Annotated in this window: 13 protein-coding genes; 9 read left to right on the top strand and 4 right to left on the bottom strand. The window is 71.2% G+C overall.

The genetic code is table 11. The features are described from left to right. Nucleotides 1-118: 118 nt before the first annotated feature. The gene (locus ACT3T9_RS17715; RefSeq protein ID WP_441446096.1) at nucleotides 119-1,624 is read right to left on the bottom strand and encodes a dihydrolipoyl dehydrogenase family protein; all 1,506 of its coding nucleotides are present in this window, start codon (nucleotides 1,622-1,624) and stop codon (nucleotides 119-121) included. A gap of 376 nt (nucleotides 1,625-2,000) precedes the next feature. On the opposite strand from ACT3T9_RS17715, the gene ACT3T9_RS17710 reads away from it, so the two are divergent. From ACT3T9_RS17710 to ACT3T9_RS17690, 5 genes are all read left to right on the top strand, one after another. Continuing rightward, nucleotides 2,001-3,638 carry an HNH endonuclease signature motif containing protein gene (locus tag ACT3T9_RS17710; RefSeq protein ID WP_441445020.1) on the top strand — a complete coding sequence of 546 codons (1,638 nt, stop codon included), beginning with the start codon at nucleotides 2,001-2,003 and terminating at the stop codon, nucleotides 3,636-3,638. Nucleotides 3,639-3,875: 237 nt separating this feature from the next. Further along, nucleotides 3,876-5,051 carry an exonuclease SbcCD subunit D gene (locus tag ACT3T9_RS17705; RefSeq protein ID WP_441445019.1) on the top strand — a complete coding sequence of 392 codons (1,176 nt, stop codon included), beginning with the start codon at nucleotides 3,876-3,878 and terminating at the stop codon, nucleotides 5,049-5,051. Next, the gene (locus ACT3T9_RS17700) at nucleotides 5,048-8,116 is read left to right on the top strand and encodes an AAA family ATPase (protein ID WP_441445018.1); all 3,069 of its coding nucleotides are present in this window, start codon (nucleotides 5,048-5,050) and stop codon (nucleotides 8,114-8,116) included. The genes ACT3T9_RS17705 and ACT3T9_RS17700 overlap by 4 nt, the downstream gene beginning before the upstream one ends. Nucleotides 8,117-8,179: 63 nt before the next feature. Then, nucleotides 8,180-8,707, top strand: coding sequence for a PadR family transcriptional regulator (locus ACT3T9_RS17695; RefSeq protein WP_441445017.1), 528 nt, complete (start codon nucleotides 8,180-8,182; stop codon nucleotides 8,705-8,707). After that, complete coding sequence (locus tag ACT3T9_RS17690) at nucleotides 8,704-9,495, top strand: alpha/beta fold hydrolase (RefSeq protein WP_441445016.1); 792 nt, start codon at nucleotides 8,704-8,706, stop codon at nucleotides 9,493-9,495. The genes ACT3T9_RS17695 and ACT3T9_RS17690 overlap by 4 nt, the downstream gene beginning before the upstream one ends. Nucleotides 9,496-9,532: 37 nt before the next feature. Here the strand turns inward: ACT3T9_RS17690 and ACT3T9_RS17685 are convergent, their stop codons facing one another. Further along, nucleotides 9,533-10,225, bottom strand: a complete 693-nt coding sequence (locus ACT3T9_RS17685; protein WP_441445015.1) for a VanZ family protein — start codon at nucleotides 10,223-10,225, stop codon at nucleotides 9,533-9,535. A 68-nt stretch (nucleotides 10,226-10,293) separates the two neighbouring features. Between ACT3T9_RS17685 and ACT3T9_RS17680 the strand changes: the two genes are divergently transcribed. The 4 genes from ACT3T9_RS17680 to ACT3T9_RS17665 all read left to right on the top strand — a co-directional run bounded on the left by ACT3T9_RS17680 (nucleotide 10,294) and on the right by ACT3T9_RS17665 (nucleotide 15,912). Next, nucleotides 10,294-11,298 carry a beta-ketoacyl-ACP synthase 3 gene (locus ACT3T9_RS17680; protein ID WP_444607196.1) on the top strand — a complete coding sequence of 335 codons (1,005 nt, stop codon included), beginning with the start codon at nucleotides 10,294-10,296 and terminating at the stop codon, nucleotides 11,296-11,298. 146 nt (nucleotides 11,299-11,444) lie between these two features. Beyond that, on the top strand, nucleotides 11,445-11,954 hold the full coding sequence (locus tag ACT3T9_RS17675) for a DUF456 domain-containing protein (RefSeq protein WP_444607195.1): 510 nt from the start codon (nucleotides 11,445-11,447) through the stop codon (nucleotides 11,952-11,954). Continuing rightward, nucleotides 11,951-14,044 (top strand): ABC transporter ATP-binding protein, encoded by a 2,094-nt coding sequence (locus ACT3T9_RS17670; protein WP_444607194.1) that lies wholly within the window; start codon nucleotides 11,951-11,953, stop codon nucleotides 14,042-14,044. Before ACT3T9_RS17675 ends, ACT3T9_RS17670 begins: the two co-directional genes overlap by 4 nt. Then, a complete protein-coding gene (locus tag ACT3T9_RS17665) occupies nucleotides 14,041-15,912 on the top strand; it encodes an ABC transporter ATP-binding protein (RefSeq protein WP_444607193.1) in 1,872 nt (623 codons plus the stop codon). Before ACT3T9_RS17670 ends, ACT3T9_RS17665 begins: the two co-directional genes overlap by 4 nt. Before the next feature lie 56 nt (nucleotides 15,913-15,968). Here the strand turns inward: ACT3T9_RS17665 and ACT3T9_RS17660 are convergent, their stop codons facing one another. Then, nucleotides 15,969-16,241, bottom strand: coding sequence for a hypothetical protein (locus ACT3T9_RS17660; RefSeq protein WP_191460191.1), 273 nt, complete (start codon nucleotides 16,239-16,241; stop codon nucleotides 15,969-15,971). Nucleotides 16,242-16,248: 7 nt separating this feature from the next. Next, nucleotides 16,249-17,339, bottom strand: a 1,091-nt coding sequence (locus ACT3T9_RS17655) for a C2 family cysteine protease (protein WP_444607192.1), incomplete at its 5' end; no start/stop codon positions are given.

Below are 17,339 nucleotides of genomic sequence, written 5' to 3'. Positions count from 1 at the left end.
TGGTGCGGGACGGCGCCGCGGAGTCGCGGCACACCCCATTCCACCCGATCCGTCGGCCCCGGGACCAGTGTTATCTGTCATCTCCTCCGAAGGGAGGAGGGCGGTGCGGAAGCCCTGTTCAGCCCGCGCGCAGCTCTCGCGGCAGCTCCTCGAGCAGGCGCAGCCACAGCTCGGAGGCGGTCGGATAGCTCGGCACCGCGTGTCGCAGCACGTGCACCGGCACCTGCCCGACGATCGCGATGGTCGCGGCATGGATCAGCTCGGAGGCATCGGGGCCGACGAAGGTCGCTCCCACCAGCGTGCGCGTCCTTCGATCGACCACCAGCTGGGCGGTGCCGGTGACGTCGTCGCGCAGCAGCGCAGAACCGGCCGCCCCGCTGAAGGGGACCTGCGAGGTGACCACATCGTGCCCGGCCTCCCGGGCCGCCGCCTCGGTGAGGCCGACGGAGGTGACCTGCGGATCGGTGAACACCACCTGCGGCACCGGGACGGACTCGGGCACCGGCTCGAGCGCCTCTCCGGTGGCGCCGGCGCGGATCGCCTGCCCGATCACGCGGGCCCGGTACTTGCCCCAGTGCGTCAGCGGCGCCTCCCCGCTCGCATCGCCCACGGCGTGCAGCCACTCGGGCAGCGGCGCGCCGGTGGCATCGTCCGAGGTGGGGCGCTCCGCACCCGTGACGTCCTCCGGGACCAGGCCGATCGATGCGAGGCCGACATCGGCGAGTCGAGGCCGCCGACCTGTCGCTGCCAGCACCTCGTCGGCGACGACCTCCCGCCGCCCGCTCGAGTCCTCGATCTGCAGCGTGACCCGCCCGCCGTGGAGCTGGCCGAGCCCGGTGTCCCGGGCTCCGTCGCGTTCGCCGGAGAGCACGGTGGTGCCCAGGTGCACGTCGACGCCGAGAGCTTCCAGGCCGTCCTGCACGTGCTTCCCGGCGAAGGGCTCGAAGCCTGACAGCAGTGTGCCGCCGCGCACCAGCAGGGTGACCTCGCTGCCGAGCGCTGCCATCCAGGTCGCCGCCTCGACCGCGACCACGCCGCCGCCGACGATCACCAGCTCGCCCGGCACCTCGCGCACCCCAGTCGCATCGCGCGAGGTCCAGGGCAGCAGCTCCTTCAGCGCATCGGGGGTGACCGCCTGGGAGCCGGTCGCGATCACGACGGCGCGGGTGGTGCGCACGAGCGTCGGCCCTCCGCCGTCCACCGCCTCGACCAGCACCTCGCGCTCGCCGATGATCCGTCCGTGCCCCCGCACCACCTGCAGGCCTGCGCCCTTGGCCCACTCCATCTGCCCGGAGTCGTCATAGTGCGAGACCCAGGTGTCGCGCCGGGCCAGCAGCGCCTCGCGGTCGACTTCCGGGGTGCTGATCCCTGGCAGGTTCGCCGCAGCGCCCGCGACGGCGAGCGGCCGCAGCAGCGCTTTCGAGGGCATGCAGGCGTAATAGGAGCATTCGCCGCCCAGCAGCTCGCCCTCGACGAGGATCGCGGTGAGGTCGGTGCCCTCGATCGCGTACTGGGCGATGTTCTCGCCCACTGGCCCACCGCCGATCACGACGACGTCGGCGGTGAGTTCTGCGGTGGGATCGGCGGGAGAGGAGGCGGGAGTGGACTGATCGTCGGCGGTCATGTTCGCACGCTACGCCGTCCCGGCCCCGAGGTCACGGGGAGGCCGTCCCCACAATGACGCCGCAGGACGGACCGCGCCGACGGCCAGGCCCGTTCCAGGGCGAGAGCCCTGGGCTGCCAGCGCCCATCCATCCGGTGGAACACCCTCCTCGCCTCCGCATTGTGGATAACCCTGCACTGTGGAGGAAAGAATGTCTCAGGGCCCAGCCCTCTGGGCGTTCTGGGATGCTGTCTGAAAGTTATCCACAATTGGCCCGCGTCCTGTCGATTGTCGGGGCATTCCGATAAAATCGAGGTGTCGGATGGGCAGGGAGGCCCGCCCCTCGCGGACTTCGGAGTCCGCGACCAGATGCGAGGCGGCAAGGAGGGGGAGCGCTATGAGCGCCGTGGAGAATTCGTCGTCGCTGTTCGATGACGAGGGTCGCGACGAATCGGCCGACGCAGCCTTCCTTGCGTCGCTTCCCACGCACCTGCGGATCGTCACAGCGCGCCAGGCGCTCACCCGTGAGTCACTGCCCCGCCGCGGGAAGAGCATGGACGACCCTCAGCTCAGCGAGGCCACCCAGCGAGTGTGGGATGCGGAGAAGCGCACCGCGCTCTGCCTGGCGGAGAAGTATCGCGCCCTGGCTGACCTCTATGAGCACGACGGCGGATATGAGGAGGTCACCGAGCTCGATGAGGTGGAGACTCTGCGGGCCGGTCTCGCGCTGAGGGTGACACGCGGTGCCGCCGGCTGGCAGCTGCGGGACGCCTACCAGGCGGTGCACCTCTTTCCGCAGTGCCTTGTGGAGCTGGAATCCGGGAACCTGCCCGCGGCGTGGTTCCAGAAAATGCTGAAAACTTCTCGCCAGCTCTCCGACAGCTCCCGCAAGAATCTGGATATCGCTGTCGCCTCCTGGTCCCCGGATATCACCGCGGAACGTTTCTTCACCCTGCTGAAGAAGCTCATTGCGCTGCTCGAACAGCGTGAGGAGCACCCGGATCCGCTCGCCGCGCTCACCCGTAGCGTCGACCTGCTGCCGAGCGTCGCACCTGGGATGGGGACTCTCCAGATCAGTGGTCCGATCCCGGAGATCCTCGCGCAGTGGAAGCAGCTCGACGAGTCTGCCCGGGCGATCCAAGCGGCCCAGCGCGCCGCGCTTCGCGACGGCACCCCGATCCCGCATGACCCGGACGGCACGGTCCTGGACACCGGGAAGGCACTGCCGCTGAACCAGCTGCGGTTCGTGCTCATGACCACGGCGGCGTTGGACCTCGAGGGAGTGCATGTCCCCGGCGAGCGGTTCCGCCTGAACATCACCGTCCCCGCGCTCACCCTCCTCGGCGCCTCGGATGAACCCGGCAGCCTCGACGGCACCATCCCGCTTCCCCCAGCGCTCGCCCGCTCTCTCGCCGGCAGCACGGGCACCTGGTACCGAGTCCTCACGGACCGTTGCAGCGGAGCCTTCCTCCCGCTGCCCGCGGACAGATTCGAACCCACCGCCGCGATGCTCGAGCACATGCGCCTGCGCAATGCCCAGTGCGCGGTCCCCGGCTGCACCCGGCCCACCTCCTGGGCCTCCCAGTGCGATCACATCGAGGAATGCTTGCGCGGCACCCCGGGGGAGGGCGGGCTCACCGAGATCGAGAACCTCCATCTGCTGTGCTGGCAGCACCATCTTGACAAGACCAACGGCCTCCTGGACCCCACTCGCCTCCCGACTCGGGCCAGTGAACCCGGCCGGACCCGCTGGGCCATCGGCCACCATGGCGACGTCGCCACCGCGACCGACGAACTCGACACCGCGAGCCTCCAGATCGCCGCAGATCTCGAGCGCGCGTGGGTCGCCTTCCTGCGCGGCACGTATGCCGGGGAGCCGGCCACTGAGCCTGCGACCGGCAAGGATGAACCGCCACCGCTACCGCCGTCGGCACCGCCACCGCCACCGCCGTCGGCACCGCCACCACCACCACCGCCAGGCGGGACCGAGATCCCGCCCGGACCCTGGGACGAGTACGGGCCCCCGCCCTACTGACTCGCCCACTGGTCGCCGCGCCAGCACCCCGGTGCACTGGTTCACCGGAGTCCCGGTGGCGTCAGGTGGCCGTCGTGGCTGTCGGCCCACGTAGATCCCGCCGCACCTGGCGCACTCTCCCGTGCTCCGGGACGTCGGCATGCCCAGGACTTGCCGGTGGTGTGACTTGCCGGTGGTCTGACCTGCCGGTTGTGCATGGCGGTGCCGGCTGTCAGTCCCCGCTCGTAGGCTCGGGGCATGAAGATCCTGCACACCTCGGACTGGCACCTGGGACGCACCCTGCACAAGGTCGACCTGCACGAGCATCAGGCCGTCTTCCTCGACTGGCTGGTGGCCCTGGTCCGGGCAGAGCAGGTCGACGTCGTCGTCATCCCCGGCGACGTCTACGACCGCGCTGTCCCCGCGGTGAGCAGCGTGAAGCTGCTCGACAGTGCACTGGCCCGCCTCGCAGACACCGGCGCCACCGTGGTCCTCACCTCCGGCAACCACGACTCCCCGGAACGGCTCGGCTTCGGCCGCGGCCTGATGAAGGCAGGCGTCCACCTGCTCACCGACGTCCCCGGCATCGAGCACCCCGTGAGCGTCGAAGACGAGCACGGCGAGGTGCTCTTCTTCGGCCTGCCCTATCTCGAACCTGACCGTGCGCGCACCGAGCTGGTCGGCGAGGGGGAGCCGCCGCTGGCCCGCAGTCACGAGGCCGTCACCCGTGCCGCACTGGACCGCGTCCACGAGCGCGCCGCCGCCCACCCCGGCGCCCGCATCGTCGTGCTCGCCCACACCTTCGTCACCGGTGGCGAGGCCAGCGACTCCGAACGCGACCTCGCAGTCGGCGGCGTCGACTCCGTCCCCGCGGGGGTGCTAGGCGGGATCGATTATCTGGCCCTCGGCCACCTTCACGGCTGCCAGGACCTCACCCGCACCGTCGGTGCCCCCGCCTGGTACTCCGGCTCCCCGCTGGCCTTCTCCTTCTCCGAGCGCCACCACCACAAGTCCGTGCTGCTGGTCGAACTCGGCGCCCCGAGAGATAACGGCCGAGCGGCAGTGTCCGTAGAACGGATCCAGACCCCCGTCCCACGCCCACTCACCGAGCTGCGCGGCACCCTCGAAGAGATCCTCAGCCAGCGCGACGAGCACGGCGGCGACTGGATCAAAGCCATCGTCACCGACCCGGCTCGCCCCGCCCACCTGCAGGAACAGTTGCGTGAGGCGTACCCCGACCTGCTGCTGACCGAGTACGCACCGGAGGGCAGGGAGGCGCGCGCGGGCACCCCGGTGGTGCGCCGCGAGCAGAACCCGCTCGAGGTGATGGACGAATTCCTCGCCCACGTCACCGGCGCCGCCCCCACCGCCGCCGAGCATGACGTCCTGGACCGCGCCTACACCGCGGTGCGCCGCCAGAAGGAAGCCTCGTGAAGCTCCATCACCTGCAACTGACCGGGATCGGTCCCTTCGCGAGCACCGCCCGGATCGACTTCGCCGCCCTCGGTGCGAGCGGCATGTTCCTGCTCGAGGGCCCCACCGGCTCTGGCAAGTCCACGATCCTCGACGCGATCGTCTACGCCCTCTACGGCCAGGTCGCTGGCGCTGTCACCAGCAGCGACCGGATCCGCTCCCAGTTCGCCGCCCCTACCGAGGCGAGCGTGGTGGACATGGTGTTCGAGACCGCCTCCGGGATCTACCGGGTGCGCCGCCAGCCCGAGTTCCAGCGCCAGAAGCTGCGCGGCACCGGCACCACCAAGGAGCAGGCCAAAGCCGTGCTCTGGCGGATCGGCTCCCCGCAGCTGATCCCCGATGTCATCGCCGACACCGCCGGCGGCGGCAGCGGCGTTGAAGCGATCGCGACCCGCATCGACGAGGTGGGCCGCGAGATCCAACGGGCCGTCGGCCTCACCCGCGACCAGTTCACCCAGACCGTCCTGCTGCCCCAGAACGAGTTCGCCCGCTTCCTGCGCGCCGGCACCGGGGAACGCCAGGCCGTGCTGCAGCGCGTCTTCGGCACCGAGACCTACGCCGCGGTGGAGAAGCAGCTCGAGGAGATGCGGAAGCGGGCCAAGCGAGAGGTCGACGCCGCCCAGCAGACCCTCGGCACTGCGCTCGCCCGCTTCACCGAGGCCACCGCGCTCGAGACAGAACAGAGCGCCGTGCTCAACGAGCATGCGACGGCGCTGCGGCTGGAACCGCTGGCGGTGCTCGCCGGGGAGCACCTCGCGGCGGTCATCGCGCGGGCTGACGACGCACAGGGCGCTGCAGAGACGGCAGGCGAGTTCGAGCTGGCTGCGCGCACCGCCGCCGAGAGCGCCACGGCTGCACGCAAGCGCATCGATCGTCGCCGTGAGCTCGACGCCCTGGCTGCACGCCTCTCGATGGAGAAGCCCGCCCTCGAGATCGGACGCACCTCGCTGCAGCGCGACGAGTCCGCGCGACCCGTCGTCGAAGTGCTGCGCCGCCGCGACGCCGCCTCCACCCGGGTGGCCGTCGCGGTCGAGGCTCTGGCGAAGCTGGCGAGCACCACCCGGCCGCAGCAGAGCGAGCTCGTGGATCTGCTGGAAGAGGAGGACGCCGACGAGAAGCTGATGGCCGCCGCCGACGAAGCCACCACCGCGGCCGGCTCGCTCAAGGATCTCGTCGAGCTCGAGACAGCACTGCCCGCCCGCGAGCAGAAGCTCGCCGCGCGACGCGAGCAGCTCACTGCGGCGACGACCGCCCTCGCTGCCCTCACCGCACAGCTCGGAGCGCGGCCCGCCCGCCGCACCGAGCAGATCACCGTGCGGGACGCAGCCCGCAAAGCCGCCGCCGTGCTGGGCGATGCCCGCCTCGCCCTGCGCACCGCCGAGGAGCGACAGCAGGCCACCTCATCTGCTGTCGCCCACGAGAAGAAGGTCGAGACGCTGCGCGAGCAGGCGACCACCACCCTCCGCACGGCCCAGGAACGGGCGGCGACGGAGACCGAGCTGCGCCGCCGCCGCTTCGCCGGGATCGCCGCCGAGCTCGCCGTCGACCTCACGGGCGGTGACGCCTGCCCCGTCTGCGGCGCACTCGAGCACCCCCACCCGGCAGGGGCTGCTGACGATGCCGTCAGTCCCGAGCAGGTCGAAGTCGCCGAGCAGGCCCGCCAAGCTGCCGAAGCGGCGCACTCCCGCGCCGACCAGGCGCACGCCTTGGCCGGCCAGGAGCTCACCCGGCTCCGCGAAGCCGCCGGAGACCTCACCCCCGAGACCGCCGAGACCGCCGTCGACACCGCGCAGGCCGAGGTCACGGCGGCGCGCGCCGCCGAGACGAAGGCTGCCGAGCTCGAGACAGCCCTGGCCGCCTTCGACGAGGAGACCGAGCACCTCACCCGCCGCAAGCAGGACGACGCCCTCGCCGTCGAACGCGAGAGCACCGAGATCACCGCCGCAGCCGACGCACTCGCGAGCGACCGCACCAAGGTCACCGAGGCCCGCGGGGAGGACGACTCCATCGCCGCGCGTCGCCGTGCCCACAGCGACCGTGCCCGGGCCGCGACCGCCTTGCGAGAGGTGCTGCGCACCCGCACCGAGGCCGAGCAGCGTGCCGCCGAGCTCGCCGACGAGGCGGTGACCTCGCTGTCCGCCAGCGGATTCGCCACTCCCGACGCGGTCCGCGCCGCAGTGCTCGTCCCCGCAGAGCGCACCCGCCTGCAGAAGCTCGTCCAGACCCGCGCCGTCGACGAGTCCCGGCTCACCGACGGCATGTCAGAAGAGGGCATCGCCGAGGTCTCCGCGAGCGACGAGGCCAAGGAGGCGGCCGAGGCCGCCGTGGTCGCCGCCGATGAGAAGCTCACCCTCGCGAAGGCAGCCTCCACCGAGGCCGCCGGTCTCGCCGCCCGCCAGCGCGGCATCTCCGAGCGGGGCGCCGCCGCCCGCACCGCGCTCGAGACCGCCTCGGCCCAGGTGCGCAGCGTCAGCGAGGACGCCGGCATCACCGTGCGGGTCGCCGACCTCGCCACCGGCCGCTCGGCCGACGGAGAGCGCGTGCAGCTCTCCACCTACGTGCTCATGTGGCGGCTGGACGCCGTCATCGAGGCCGCCAACGCCCGCCTCGCCCTGTTCTCCGGCTCCGACCTCGAGCTGCTGCGTGACACCGGCGCCCGCGGCGCGAAGAAGACGGGCCTGGACCTGCTGGTCCTGGACCGCCGCACCGACCAGGTGCGAGTGCCCGAGACCCTCTCCGGCGGCGAGACCTTCTTCGTCTCCCTCGCCCTCGCACTGGGCCTGGCGGACATCGTCATGGGCGAGGCCGGGGGAGTGCAGATGGAGACCCTCTTCATCGACGAGGGCTTCGGCAGCCTGGACCCCGAGACCCTCGAGACCGTGGTGCGGGAGGTGGGCAGGCTCGCCGAGAGCGGCCGCGTGATCGGGATCGTCAGCCATGTCGGCGACATGAAGGCCCAGATCCCCGAGCAGATCCACGTGCGCCGCGGCGCAGACAGCCGCTCGAGCCTGACCATCACCGCCTGAGGGGGTGCGGCGCCCGGTCAGCAATAGTAGACAAGTCACCTAGGTGCATTGTCTACTAGTGGTGTGAACCTCTCGCGCATCATCCTCGGGCTCCTCGCCCTCGCCCCGATGACCGGATACGACCTCAAAAGGCACTTCGACTCCTCCGTGAGGCACTTCTGGTGGGCCGACAAATCTCAGATCTACCGCACCCTCGCCACCCTCGTCGCCGAGGGCTACGCGGAGGTCGAGACGATCCCCGGCCACGGTGCCCCGGATCGGCAGGAGCACCGCCTCACCGACGCTGGCCGGCACGCGCTCGCGCTGTGGCTGACCTCGCCCCCGGAGCCGCAGCCCTCCCGTCACCCCTTCCTGGCCCGACTGTTCTTCGCCGACGAGCTCGATGACGGCGCCCTGCGCACACTCGTCGCAGACCGCCGTACGGCAGTGACCGAGCGGCTCGCCGAGTTCGAGGGGATGCGCCCCGAGATCGCGGACGAGGCCGAGGGGAACCGCGCCGGGACCCTGCGCCTCGCCACCCTCGACCACGGCATCACGCATGCCCGCGCCGAGCTCCGCTGGCTCGACGACACCGAGAGATCACTACCGTGACCACCTTCCCCGAACTCCACCCTCCCCTCGGACCAGGGTCAGCCGCACCCGTCGTGCTCCTGCACGGCGGAACCGTCGCGAACTGGATGTGGACCGAACAGCTGGGTGCGCTCGATGACCGCGTGGTGCTCGCCCTGGACCTCCCCGGATTCGGTCATCGCGCCGCCGAGACCTGGCCGGGTCTGGATGCTGTGGCAGACGGAGTGATCGCCCGGGCCGACGAGCTCGGGGTCGCCGAGCCCTTCCACCTCGTCGGCCTCTCCCTCGGTGCGGTCACGGCGCTGCGGGTGGTCGCACGTCACCCGGACCGCGTCCGCTCGACACTCGCGACCGGTGCGATCCTCGCTCCCGTCGGCCGCACCGCTCGCGCCCTCAGCCGCCTGCAGATCGCGCTCTGGGACGCTCGCTGGTTCTGGGAGTTGCAGGCGAAGGCCTACGGGCTCGATGCAGAAGGGCGGGAACAGCTCGTCTCCCACGGGCTCACCCTGCGCAAGGAGAGCATGTCGGCGCTCACGACCGAGCTGTTCACCGGCGGCATTCCAGCTGGTCTGAACCCGGGCTCGGGACGGATCCTCGCCATCGCTGCCGAGCACGACCCGTCGGTGTTCCGCGACTCCCTCGCCCTGCTCGGCCGCGCCGCACCCCAGGCGCAGCTTCGCCTGGCCCCGAAGATGCACCACATCTGGAACATCGAGGACGTCGGCCTGTTCAACGACGTCCTGCTCACCTGGCTCGACGGCGCGGTGGACCCTCGACTGCTGGAGGTCGGGCCGCCCGCACGACGCTGAACGTCCCTGACGGACCAGATGGTCCCAGGTCGCCCGATCAGAAACCGTGGCGGAACAGGTCCTCGACCTCGTCGGTGCCGTCGGCCGTGTCGCTGCCGTCGTCCCCGTCGCCGTCTGCCTCCCGCCGCCGCTCCTCCCTCGCGAACAGCGGCACCCGTAAGCGCGTCAGCAGCGGAGCGAGCAGCGCCCCGACCCAGGCCCCGGCGGCGTTGCTCAGCAGATCCTCGATGTCCGCGATCCGCACGCCGCAGGGATAGATCCCGAACGCGCCGGTGTACTGGGTGAGCTCGATCAGCGCTGACAGCAGCACGGCGAGGGCGAGCGAGGTGGTGGTGTCCTGGCGGAAGACGCCCCGCAGGATCAGCCCCAGGGGCACGAACAGCGCCATGTTCATGAGGATCTGCAGCACCGGGAAGCTGGTGGCGAGCTCGAGCAGCCCGGCGCCGCCGCGCTGCATCCCCAGCAGCTCGGAGAGGGAATGGAAGGGGTCCAGCCGCAGAGCACCGCCCGAGCGGCTGCGACAGGTGGTCGCCACGTCATAGGCAGGGGCGATCGTCAGCCCGGCGAGGCTCATCGTGTAGACGCAGATCGCCGCCACCGCCGTCAGCCGGGAGGGCCGCACCCGCCCGAAGCGCCGTCGCTGCAGCCCCATCGCGGGCAGCAGGATCACGGCGAAGACGCCGAGTCCGCCCGCGATGCCCACCAGGGCCAGCCGCATCAACTCGTTCACGACAGCACCGTAAGGTCTCCTGCTGGGCGCGGGCCGCACCGGTCCGCCACGATCCTGCAGGAGCCGACATGTCCTCATCCCCTGATGCACCGCGTCCCGCCCTCCGCGCGGCGCCCCTGAGCCCCGGTTCGCAGATCGTGGGGACCGGCCACTACCGGCCCGAGCGCGTGATGACCAATCACGAACTCGAGCAGCTGGTCGAGACCAATGACGAATGGATCCGACAGCGCACCGGGATCGAGTCCCGACGCATCGCCGCCGCGGGCGAAGGGGTGCCGGAGATGGCGACCGCCGCCGCCCGCGCCGCCCTCGCCGACGCCGGCGTGGACCCCTCCGAGGTCACCCAGATCATCGTCGCGACCTGCTCGAACGAGGAGCGCTCACCGAGCGCCGCCGGCCGCGTCGCCCAGGCGCTCGGCATCCCCGCCCCCGCCGCCTTCGAGGTGGGTGCGGCCTGCTCCGGCTTCGAGCACGCCCTCGCCGTCGCCGACATGTCGATCCGCACCGGCGCCTCCGCGGTCTCCCTGGTGATCGGCGCTGAGAAGCTCTCCGCCTTCACCGACTACACCGACCGCGCCACCTGCATCCTCACGGCCGACGGGGCGGGCGCGATGGTGCTGCGCGCGAGCGAGGAGCCCGGCATCGCCCCCGTCGTGTGGGGCACCGAGCCCGAGCTGGCCGACGCCGTCACCATCAATGCCGACGCCGCTGGCGAGGGACCCTACTTCGCCCAGCAGGGTCGCCAGGTGCTCGGCTGGGCGCTGCGCGAGGCGCCCGGCATCGCCCGACGGATCGTCGAGGCGGCGGGCCTCGGCATCGAGGACATCGACGTGTTCGTCCCCCACCAGGCCAATCTGCGGATGATCGAGCCGCTCGCCGCCGCCCTCGGCCTGCGGGAGGACGCCGTGGTCGCGGACGACATCATCACCTCGGGCAACACCTCTGCCGCAACCATCCCGCTGGCCATCTCCCGGCTGCGTGAGGCAGGGCGGATCCCCGCCGGGGCCACGGCGCTGCTGATCGGTTTCGGCGGCGGGTTCGCCTGGGCCGGCCAGGTGGTGCGGCTGCCGTGATCGAGGGGCGCTCCGCGTGTGGCCCGTCGGCCCTTCCCTATAGGATGGACGAGGCCGTGCAGACGCTTTCCCGGCTCGCCCCGTCCCGTGCGCCGTCCTGCGCTGCGCACCGCCCCCATCCCTGAGCACCCTGGAGGACAACCGTGGTGGACTCCCTGACCGTCCAGATCATCGTGACGGTCCTGGTCGGACTGGCCTACGTCGTGGGCCTCATGGGCATCGTCGTGCCCGTGCTGCCCGGCACCATCACCCTGGTCATCGCCACCCTCATCTGGGCGATAGTGGTGGGGGGCTGGCCCGCGTGGGTCGCCTTCGCGCTCGTGCTGATCTTCGGAGCGATCGGCATGACCACCAGCTACGTCCTCACCGGGAAGCGGCTGCACGCCGCCGAGGTGCCGATGTGGCCGGTGTACGTGGGCATCGCCGCCGGCATCGTCGGCATCTTCGTGATCCCCTTCCTCGGCCTGCCGATCGGGTTCCTGATCGGTCTGTACGTCAGCGAGGCGCTGCGCCAGAAGGACTGGAAGCAGGGCTTCACCTCCGCGTGGGTGGCGATCAAGGCGCTCGGCACCGGCATCCTCATCGAGTTCAGCCTCGCGATGCTCTCCACGATCACCTTCGCGATCGCGGTCGTCGTCCACTTCCTCACCGTATGACCGCGCCCACCCAGCGCCAGCACCCCGCCGTCCTCATCCCGGGCCTGAAGCGCCTGCTGAAGGGCTCCTGGGAGCAGCGGCGCTGGTTCCTGCTCGCCGTGCTCGGCGCGGTCGCCTTCGCCCTGCTGCAGATCGGGACCTCCGCCGTCATCGGCCGCGTCACCGAGCACGTCATCGTGCCCTCCTTCGAGCGCGGCGAGGCGGCCCCCGCCCTGCTCATCGGCGGCGGCCTCGCGATCCTCGGCATCGCCGTGGCCCGCGCCGTGACCGTGATGGCCCGCCGCATCTTCGCCGCCGCCACCCAGTTCGACCTCTTCCGCCTCTACCGCGAACGCATCGTCGAGGTGTACGCGAAGGTGCCGCTGCTGTGGCATCGCCGCCAGGCCACCGGCACCCTGCTCTCCTCCGTCTACTCCGACGTCGAGGCGACGTTCTTCGCGATGGCGCCCTTCCCCTTCGCGCTGTCCACCATCGTGATGCTGGTCTACGCGACGATCGTCGTGGCCCGCATCGACCCGGTGATCCTGCTGATCATGCTCGCCCTGATCGTGCTGCTGATCATCCTCAACGTGATGCTGCAGCGCTTCGCGACCCCCATCGCGATGCGCTCCCAGCAGCTGCGCGCCGAGGTCGCCGAGATCGCCCACGAGTCCTTCGACGGCGCGAACGTCGTGAAGTCGCTGGGCCGCGAGGACATCGAGGAGAAGCGCTTCAGCCGCGCCGCGGACGACCTGCGGGAGACGGGCATCCGCTTCGGCTACATCCGCGGCTGGTTCGACCCCGCGATCGACGCCCTCCCCAACCTCGGCATCCTCGCCGTCGCCGTGCTCGGCGCCTGGCGGATCGGGGACGGGCACCTCACCACCGGCCAGCTGGTCGAGGTGGCGTACCTGTTCACCCTGATGTCCCTGCCGATCCGCTCCTTCGGCTGGGTGCTCGGGGACCTCTCCCGCACCGTCGTCGGCGGCGGCCGGGTCCAGCAGATCCTCGACGTGGCCGACGAGCGCACCTACGGCCCGGACCCGCTCCCGGACGGCCCGGGCGTGCTCGAGATCGACCGCGTCTCCTTCGTCTACCTCGACGACCCGTCCCAGGTGATCCTCGGCCGCGGCGTCGACGGCGCGAGTCTCACGGTGCGCAAGGGCCATGCCCTGCACGACGTCAGCCTGCACGCCGACCCGCGCGCCGGCACCCGTGTGCTCGCCGTCGTCGGCGCGACCGGCTCCGGCAAGTCCAGCCTCGCGCTGCTGGCCGCGGGCCTGGTCGCACCGACCACCGGGACCATGAGCCTCGACGGCGCCGAGCTGCGCACCCTCACCGCCGACGCCCTCACCGCGGACGTCGCCCTCGTGCTCCAGCAGGCCTTCGTGTTCGACGCGACCGTGCGCGAGAACGTCACCCTCGGCGAGGACCTCGACGAGGAGACCGTGCGCTGGGCGCTGCGCGTCGCCCAGGCCGAGACCTTCGTCGACGCCCTCCCCGACGGCCTGGACACCGAGCTGGGGGAGCGCGGCGGCTCGCTCTCCGGCGGTCAGCGCCAGCGCATCGCGCTCGCCCGGGCCCTCGCCCGCAGGCCCCGGCTGCTGATCCTCGACGATGCCACCAGCGCCTGCGACCCCAGCGTCGAGCTCGCCATCCTCGACGGGATCCGGCGCGAGATGACCGAGTCGACGCTGCTGCTGATCGCCTACCGCAAATCCACCATCTCCCTCGCCGACCAGGTGGTCTTCCTCGACCACGGCCGCGTCTCGGACACCGGCACTCACGAGGAGCTGCGCACCCGCTCCACCGGCTACCGCGCCCTGGTCGACGCCTACGACGAGGCCGCGATCTCCCACAACCTGCTCGAAGCCTCCGCCCCGCAGCCCAGCGACGGTCCCGACCCCGCGGTCGCCGTGCCCGCCGAGCGGGAGCGCACCGTCACCGGCGCGATCGCGATCCACGGCGCCGTCGGCCGTCATCGCCACGAGGAATCAGGGGCCGACGAGGGCGAGTGCGAGGTGCCCACCCGCACCGGCGCCCTCCCCGCCGTCGAGCTGCAGCCCGCCGTCGAATCCGGCGTCGAGACCGATGAGAAGAGCGACCGATGACCGCCCCCGGCTCCTCCGCACTCGGCAGCGAGACCACCACCGACGAGGGGGCGATCGCCACCATCCGCCGCGGCCTCGCGCTCACCCCTGAGCTGCTGCGCGGGCTCTGGATCACCCTGCTGCTGGCCGTGGTCGCGACCGCCGGCAAGGTGGTGGTGCCGATCGCGGTGCAGTCGATCCTGGACCGCGGGATCATCGCCCCGGAGACGCCCGACGTCGCCTTCGTCGCCGGCGCCGCCGGGCTCGCGGCCCTGGTGCTGCTGGTCACCGCCTCCTGCAACGTGCTGATGAACCGGCGCCTGTTCCGCCTGGCCGAGCACTCCCTGGCCACCCTGCGCAAGCGCGCCTTCCGCCATATCCACGATCTGTCCCTGCTCACCCAGGGCACCGAGCAGCGCGGCGCGCTGGTCTCCCGCGTGACCAGCGACGTCGACACCGTCAGCCAGTTCATGAGCTTCGGCGGCATCATGCTGGTGGTGATGAGCATGCAGCTCGTCCTCGCGACCGGGGTGATGGCCTTCTACTCCTGGCCGCTCGCCCTCGCCGTCTGGATCTGCTACCTGCCGATCCTGGTCATCATGGGCTCGCTGCAGAAGCGCATCCGCGCCCGGTACCAGAGGGTGCGCACGAACGTCGGCGAGATGCTGGGCGCCATCTCCGAGTCCCTCGTCGGCTCCGCCACCGTGCGCGCCTATGGCACCGAGGAGAGCACCCGCGCCTCCCAGGTGGGACGCATCGGCGAGGTGCGCAACGCCCAGTTCGCGGTGCTGAAGCCGCAGTCCGCGTCCTTCTTCCTCTCGGAGACGGCCGACGGGCTCGCCACCGCCATCGTGGTCGTGGTCGGCATCGTGGTGGGCACCGGCGCACTCGGCATCGACCTGCCCGGCGCCGATCTCACCGCCGGCGGCGTGATCGCCTTCGTCTTCCTCGTCTCCCTGTTCAGCCAGCCCGTCCGGATGGGCATCGAGATGCTCTCCGAGGCGCAGAACGCGGTGGCCGGCTGGCGGCGCGTGCTCGGCGTGCTCGACACCCCGGCCGACGTCGCCGACCCCGCCGGTGCGATGGACCCCCACACCGGCCGCCACCGCCCGCCGGTCCCCGGCGCGACCCCGCTGCCGGACGGCCTGCTCGACATCGAGATCCGCGGCCTGCGCTTCGCCTATCCAACCGGCCCTGAGGTGCTGCACGGCATCGACGCGACCATCCCCGCCCGCTCCCGCATCGCGATCGTGGGCGAGACCGGCAGCGGCAAGACCACCTTCGCCAAACTGCTGACCCGCATGATGGACCCCGCCTCGGGCGAGATCCTGATCGGCGGGATCCCCCTGCACCTGGTGCCCTACGACTCCCTGCGCTCCCGCGTGATCATGGTCCCGCAGGAGGGCTTCCTCTTCGACACCTCGGTCGCCGGGAACCTGCTCTACGGCAGACCCGACGCCACCACCGAGGACATGCGGCAGGCGCTCGAGGAGCTGGGCCTGGCGACCTGGGCCGCGGAGCTGCCCGAGGGGCTCGAGACCCCCGTCGGCCAGCGCGGTGAATCCCTCAGCGCCGGCGAGCGGCAGCTGGTCGCGCTCGCCCGCGCCTACCTCGCCGACCCCGACATCATCGTGCTCGACGAGGCCACCAGCGCCGTCGACCCCGCCGCGGATGTGCGCCTGCAGCAGGCGATCGACGGCCTCGCCCGCGGCCGCACCACCATCACCATCGCCCACCGGCTCTCCACCGCCGAGCGCGCGGACCGCATCATGGTGCTCGACCACGGAGACCTCGCCGAGCACGGCACCCACGCCGAGCTGGTCGCCCTCGACGGCGGGATCTACGCCGGGCTGCACCGCTCCTGGGTCGCGCACCGCAGCGAGCGCTGACGCGGCGGATGCTCCGTGCCGTGCCGTGCCGTGCCGTGCCGTGCCGTGACCTCGGCTCAGGGCATCGGAGACGGCCGATGCGCCAGTGCGATCCGCCATCGTGCGCTGGTCCCGTCCGGCGCGCTGGCCGGGCCGACGACAGCGGAACCATCGCCCGGTATGGCGATCTCGTCGCCCTCGAAGGCGGTGACGATCAGGTCGCCATCCCGACTGCGGATCATCACCCGGACCACTGACCCCTCGCCAGTGTGTCCGACCTGCATGATCCCCACCAGGGTGCTGCCGAGCATGGCCTGGGTGCCCTGCGGGTGATCGATGAACTCCATCATCGTCTCCTCACTCTCCGGCGGTCGGTGCGTCGACATAGTTCGTGCGGCGGAAGTTCTCCTGGAACTCGGCCTCCGTCAGCCACAGGCTCCCTCCGGGATTCTCGTTCACCTGAGCATTCGGGCCCCACGGGTTCTGCACCCTGATCATCTGCTCCATGGTGCCGGAACCGGGCGGGTGCTCCCGCATCTCGACCGCATCGACCACATACGAGTGGTTCGGGACGATGTTGTCGGCCTCGACGTGATCCCTCTCGAAGATCCACCATCCGTTCTCCTCGACCTTCGTGTCGACGACGACAGGACCGTCCTCGAGATACCCCTGGATGTCCTCGAGAGTCGCGCCGTCGGCATAGCGGGCGTCGTTGCCCGTGATCATCTCGAGAGCGAGCTCCGGCTGGTCCGCGACGATGTCTCCGTACGAACCTCCCATGTATTCCGCCGCCGCCTTCTCGTAGATCGAGGCCCAGTTCGGCTGGCCGTCCCCACCCTTGGTTCCGGCGGCGTTGAACGTGCCCTCGACGGTGATCTCCACAGGTTCCCCCTCGTGATACATGGTCACCGTGTAGGTCCCGTCGCCGTTGTCGGAGATCTGCTCCCGGAGCCAGGCGGGGTCGGCGCGGGCCGTGGCGCCGAGCGAAGCGAGGAACCAGCAGTCCCCGATGCCGCGCTGGTTGATGTCATCGACGCTGAAGGGCCTGTCGTCGAGATCGATGTCCTGGTCCGGCGCGTGATGCCCATTCTCCGCGTTGGGGTCGGACTTGTCCCAGTCCTCGATCCCCGGAGGTATCTCCGGGTCCCCTTCCCGGTCCTCGGGATGCAGTTCCGTCCGGCTCCCGTCCTCATTGCTGGACTCGCCCCGATATCCCGAGGACGTGCCGTCACCCCTCTGCGACCATCCCTCCCCGTCGCCCCCGGGACCTCCAGCCGGGTCGGCGTCGGAGGCGGCATCCTGTTCGTCGGCATGGCTCGCCAGCTCGTCCTTCCGGCGCCGAAGATGATCGGCGCAGGCCGTGAAGGCCGGTCCGACCTGGGCGTGCCACATCTGCCGGAACGTCTCCGCGTCCTCGCCGATCCATCCGACCCTGTCGATCGAGACGC

The organism is Brachybacterium sp. AOP29-B2-41 (genome assembly GCF_052378395.1).
In the GTDB taxonomy this organism is placed as follows: domain Bacteria; phylum Actinomycetota; class Actinomycetes; order Actinomycetales; family Dermabacteraceae; genus Brachybacterium.
Note: the sequence above shows the minus strand (reverse complement) of the source record. Positions and strands in the feature narration are given on the sequence as shown.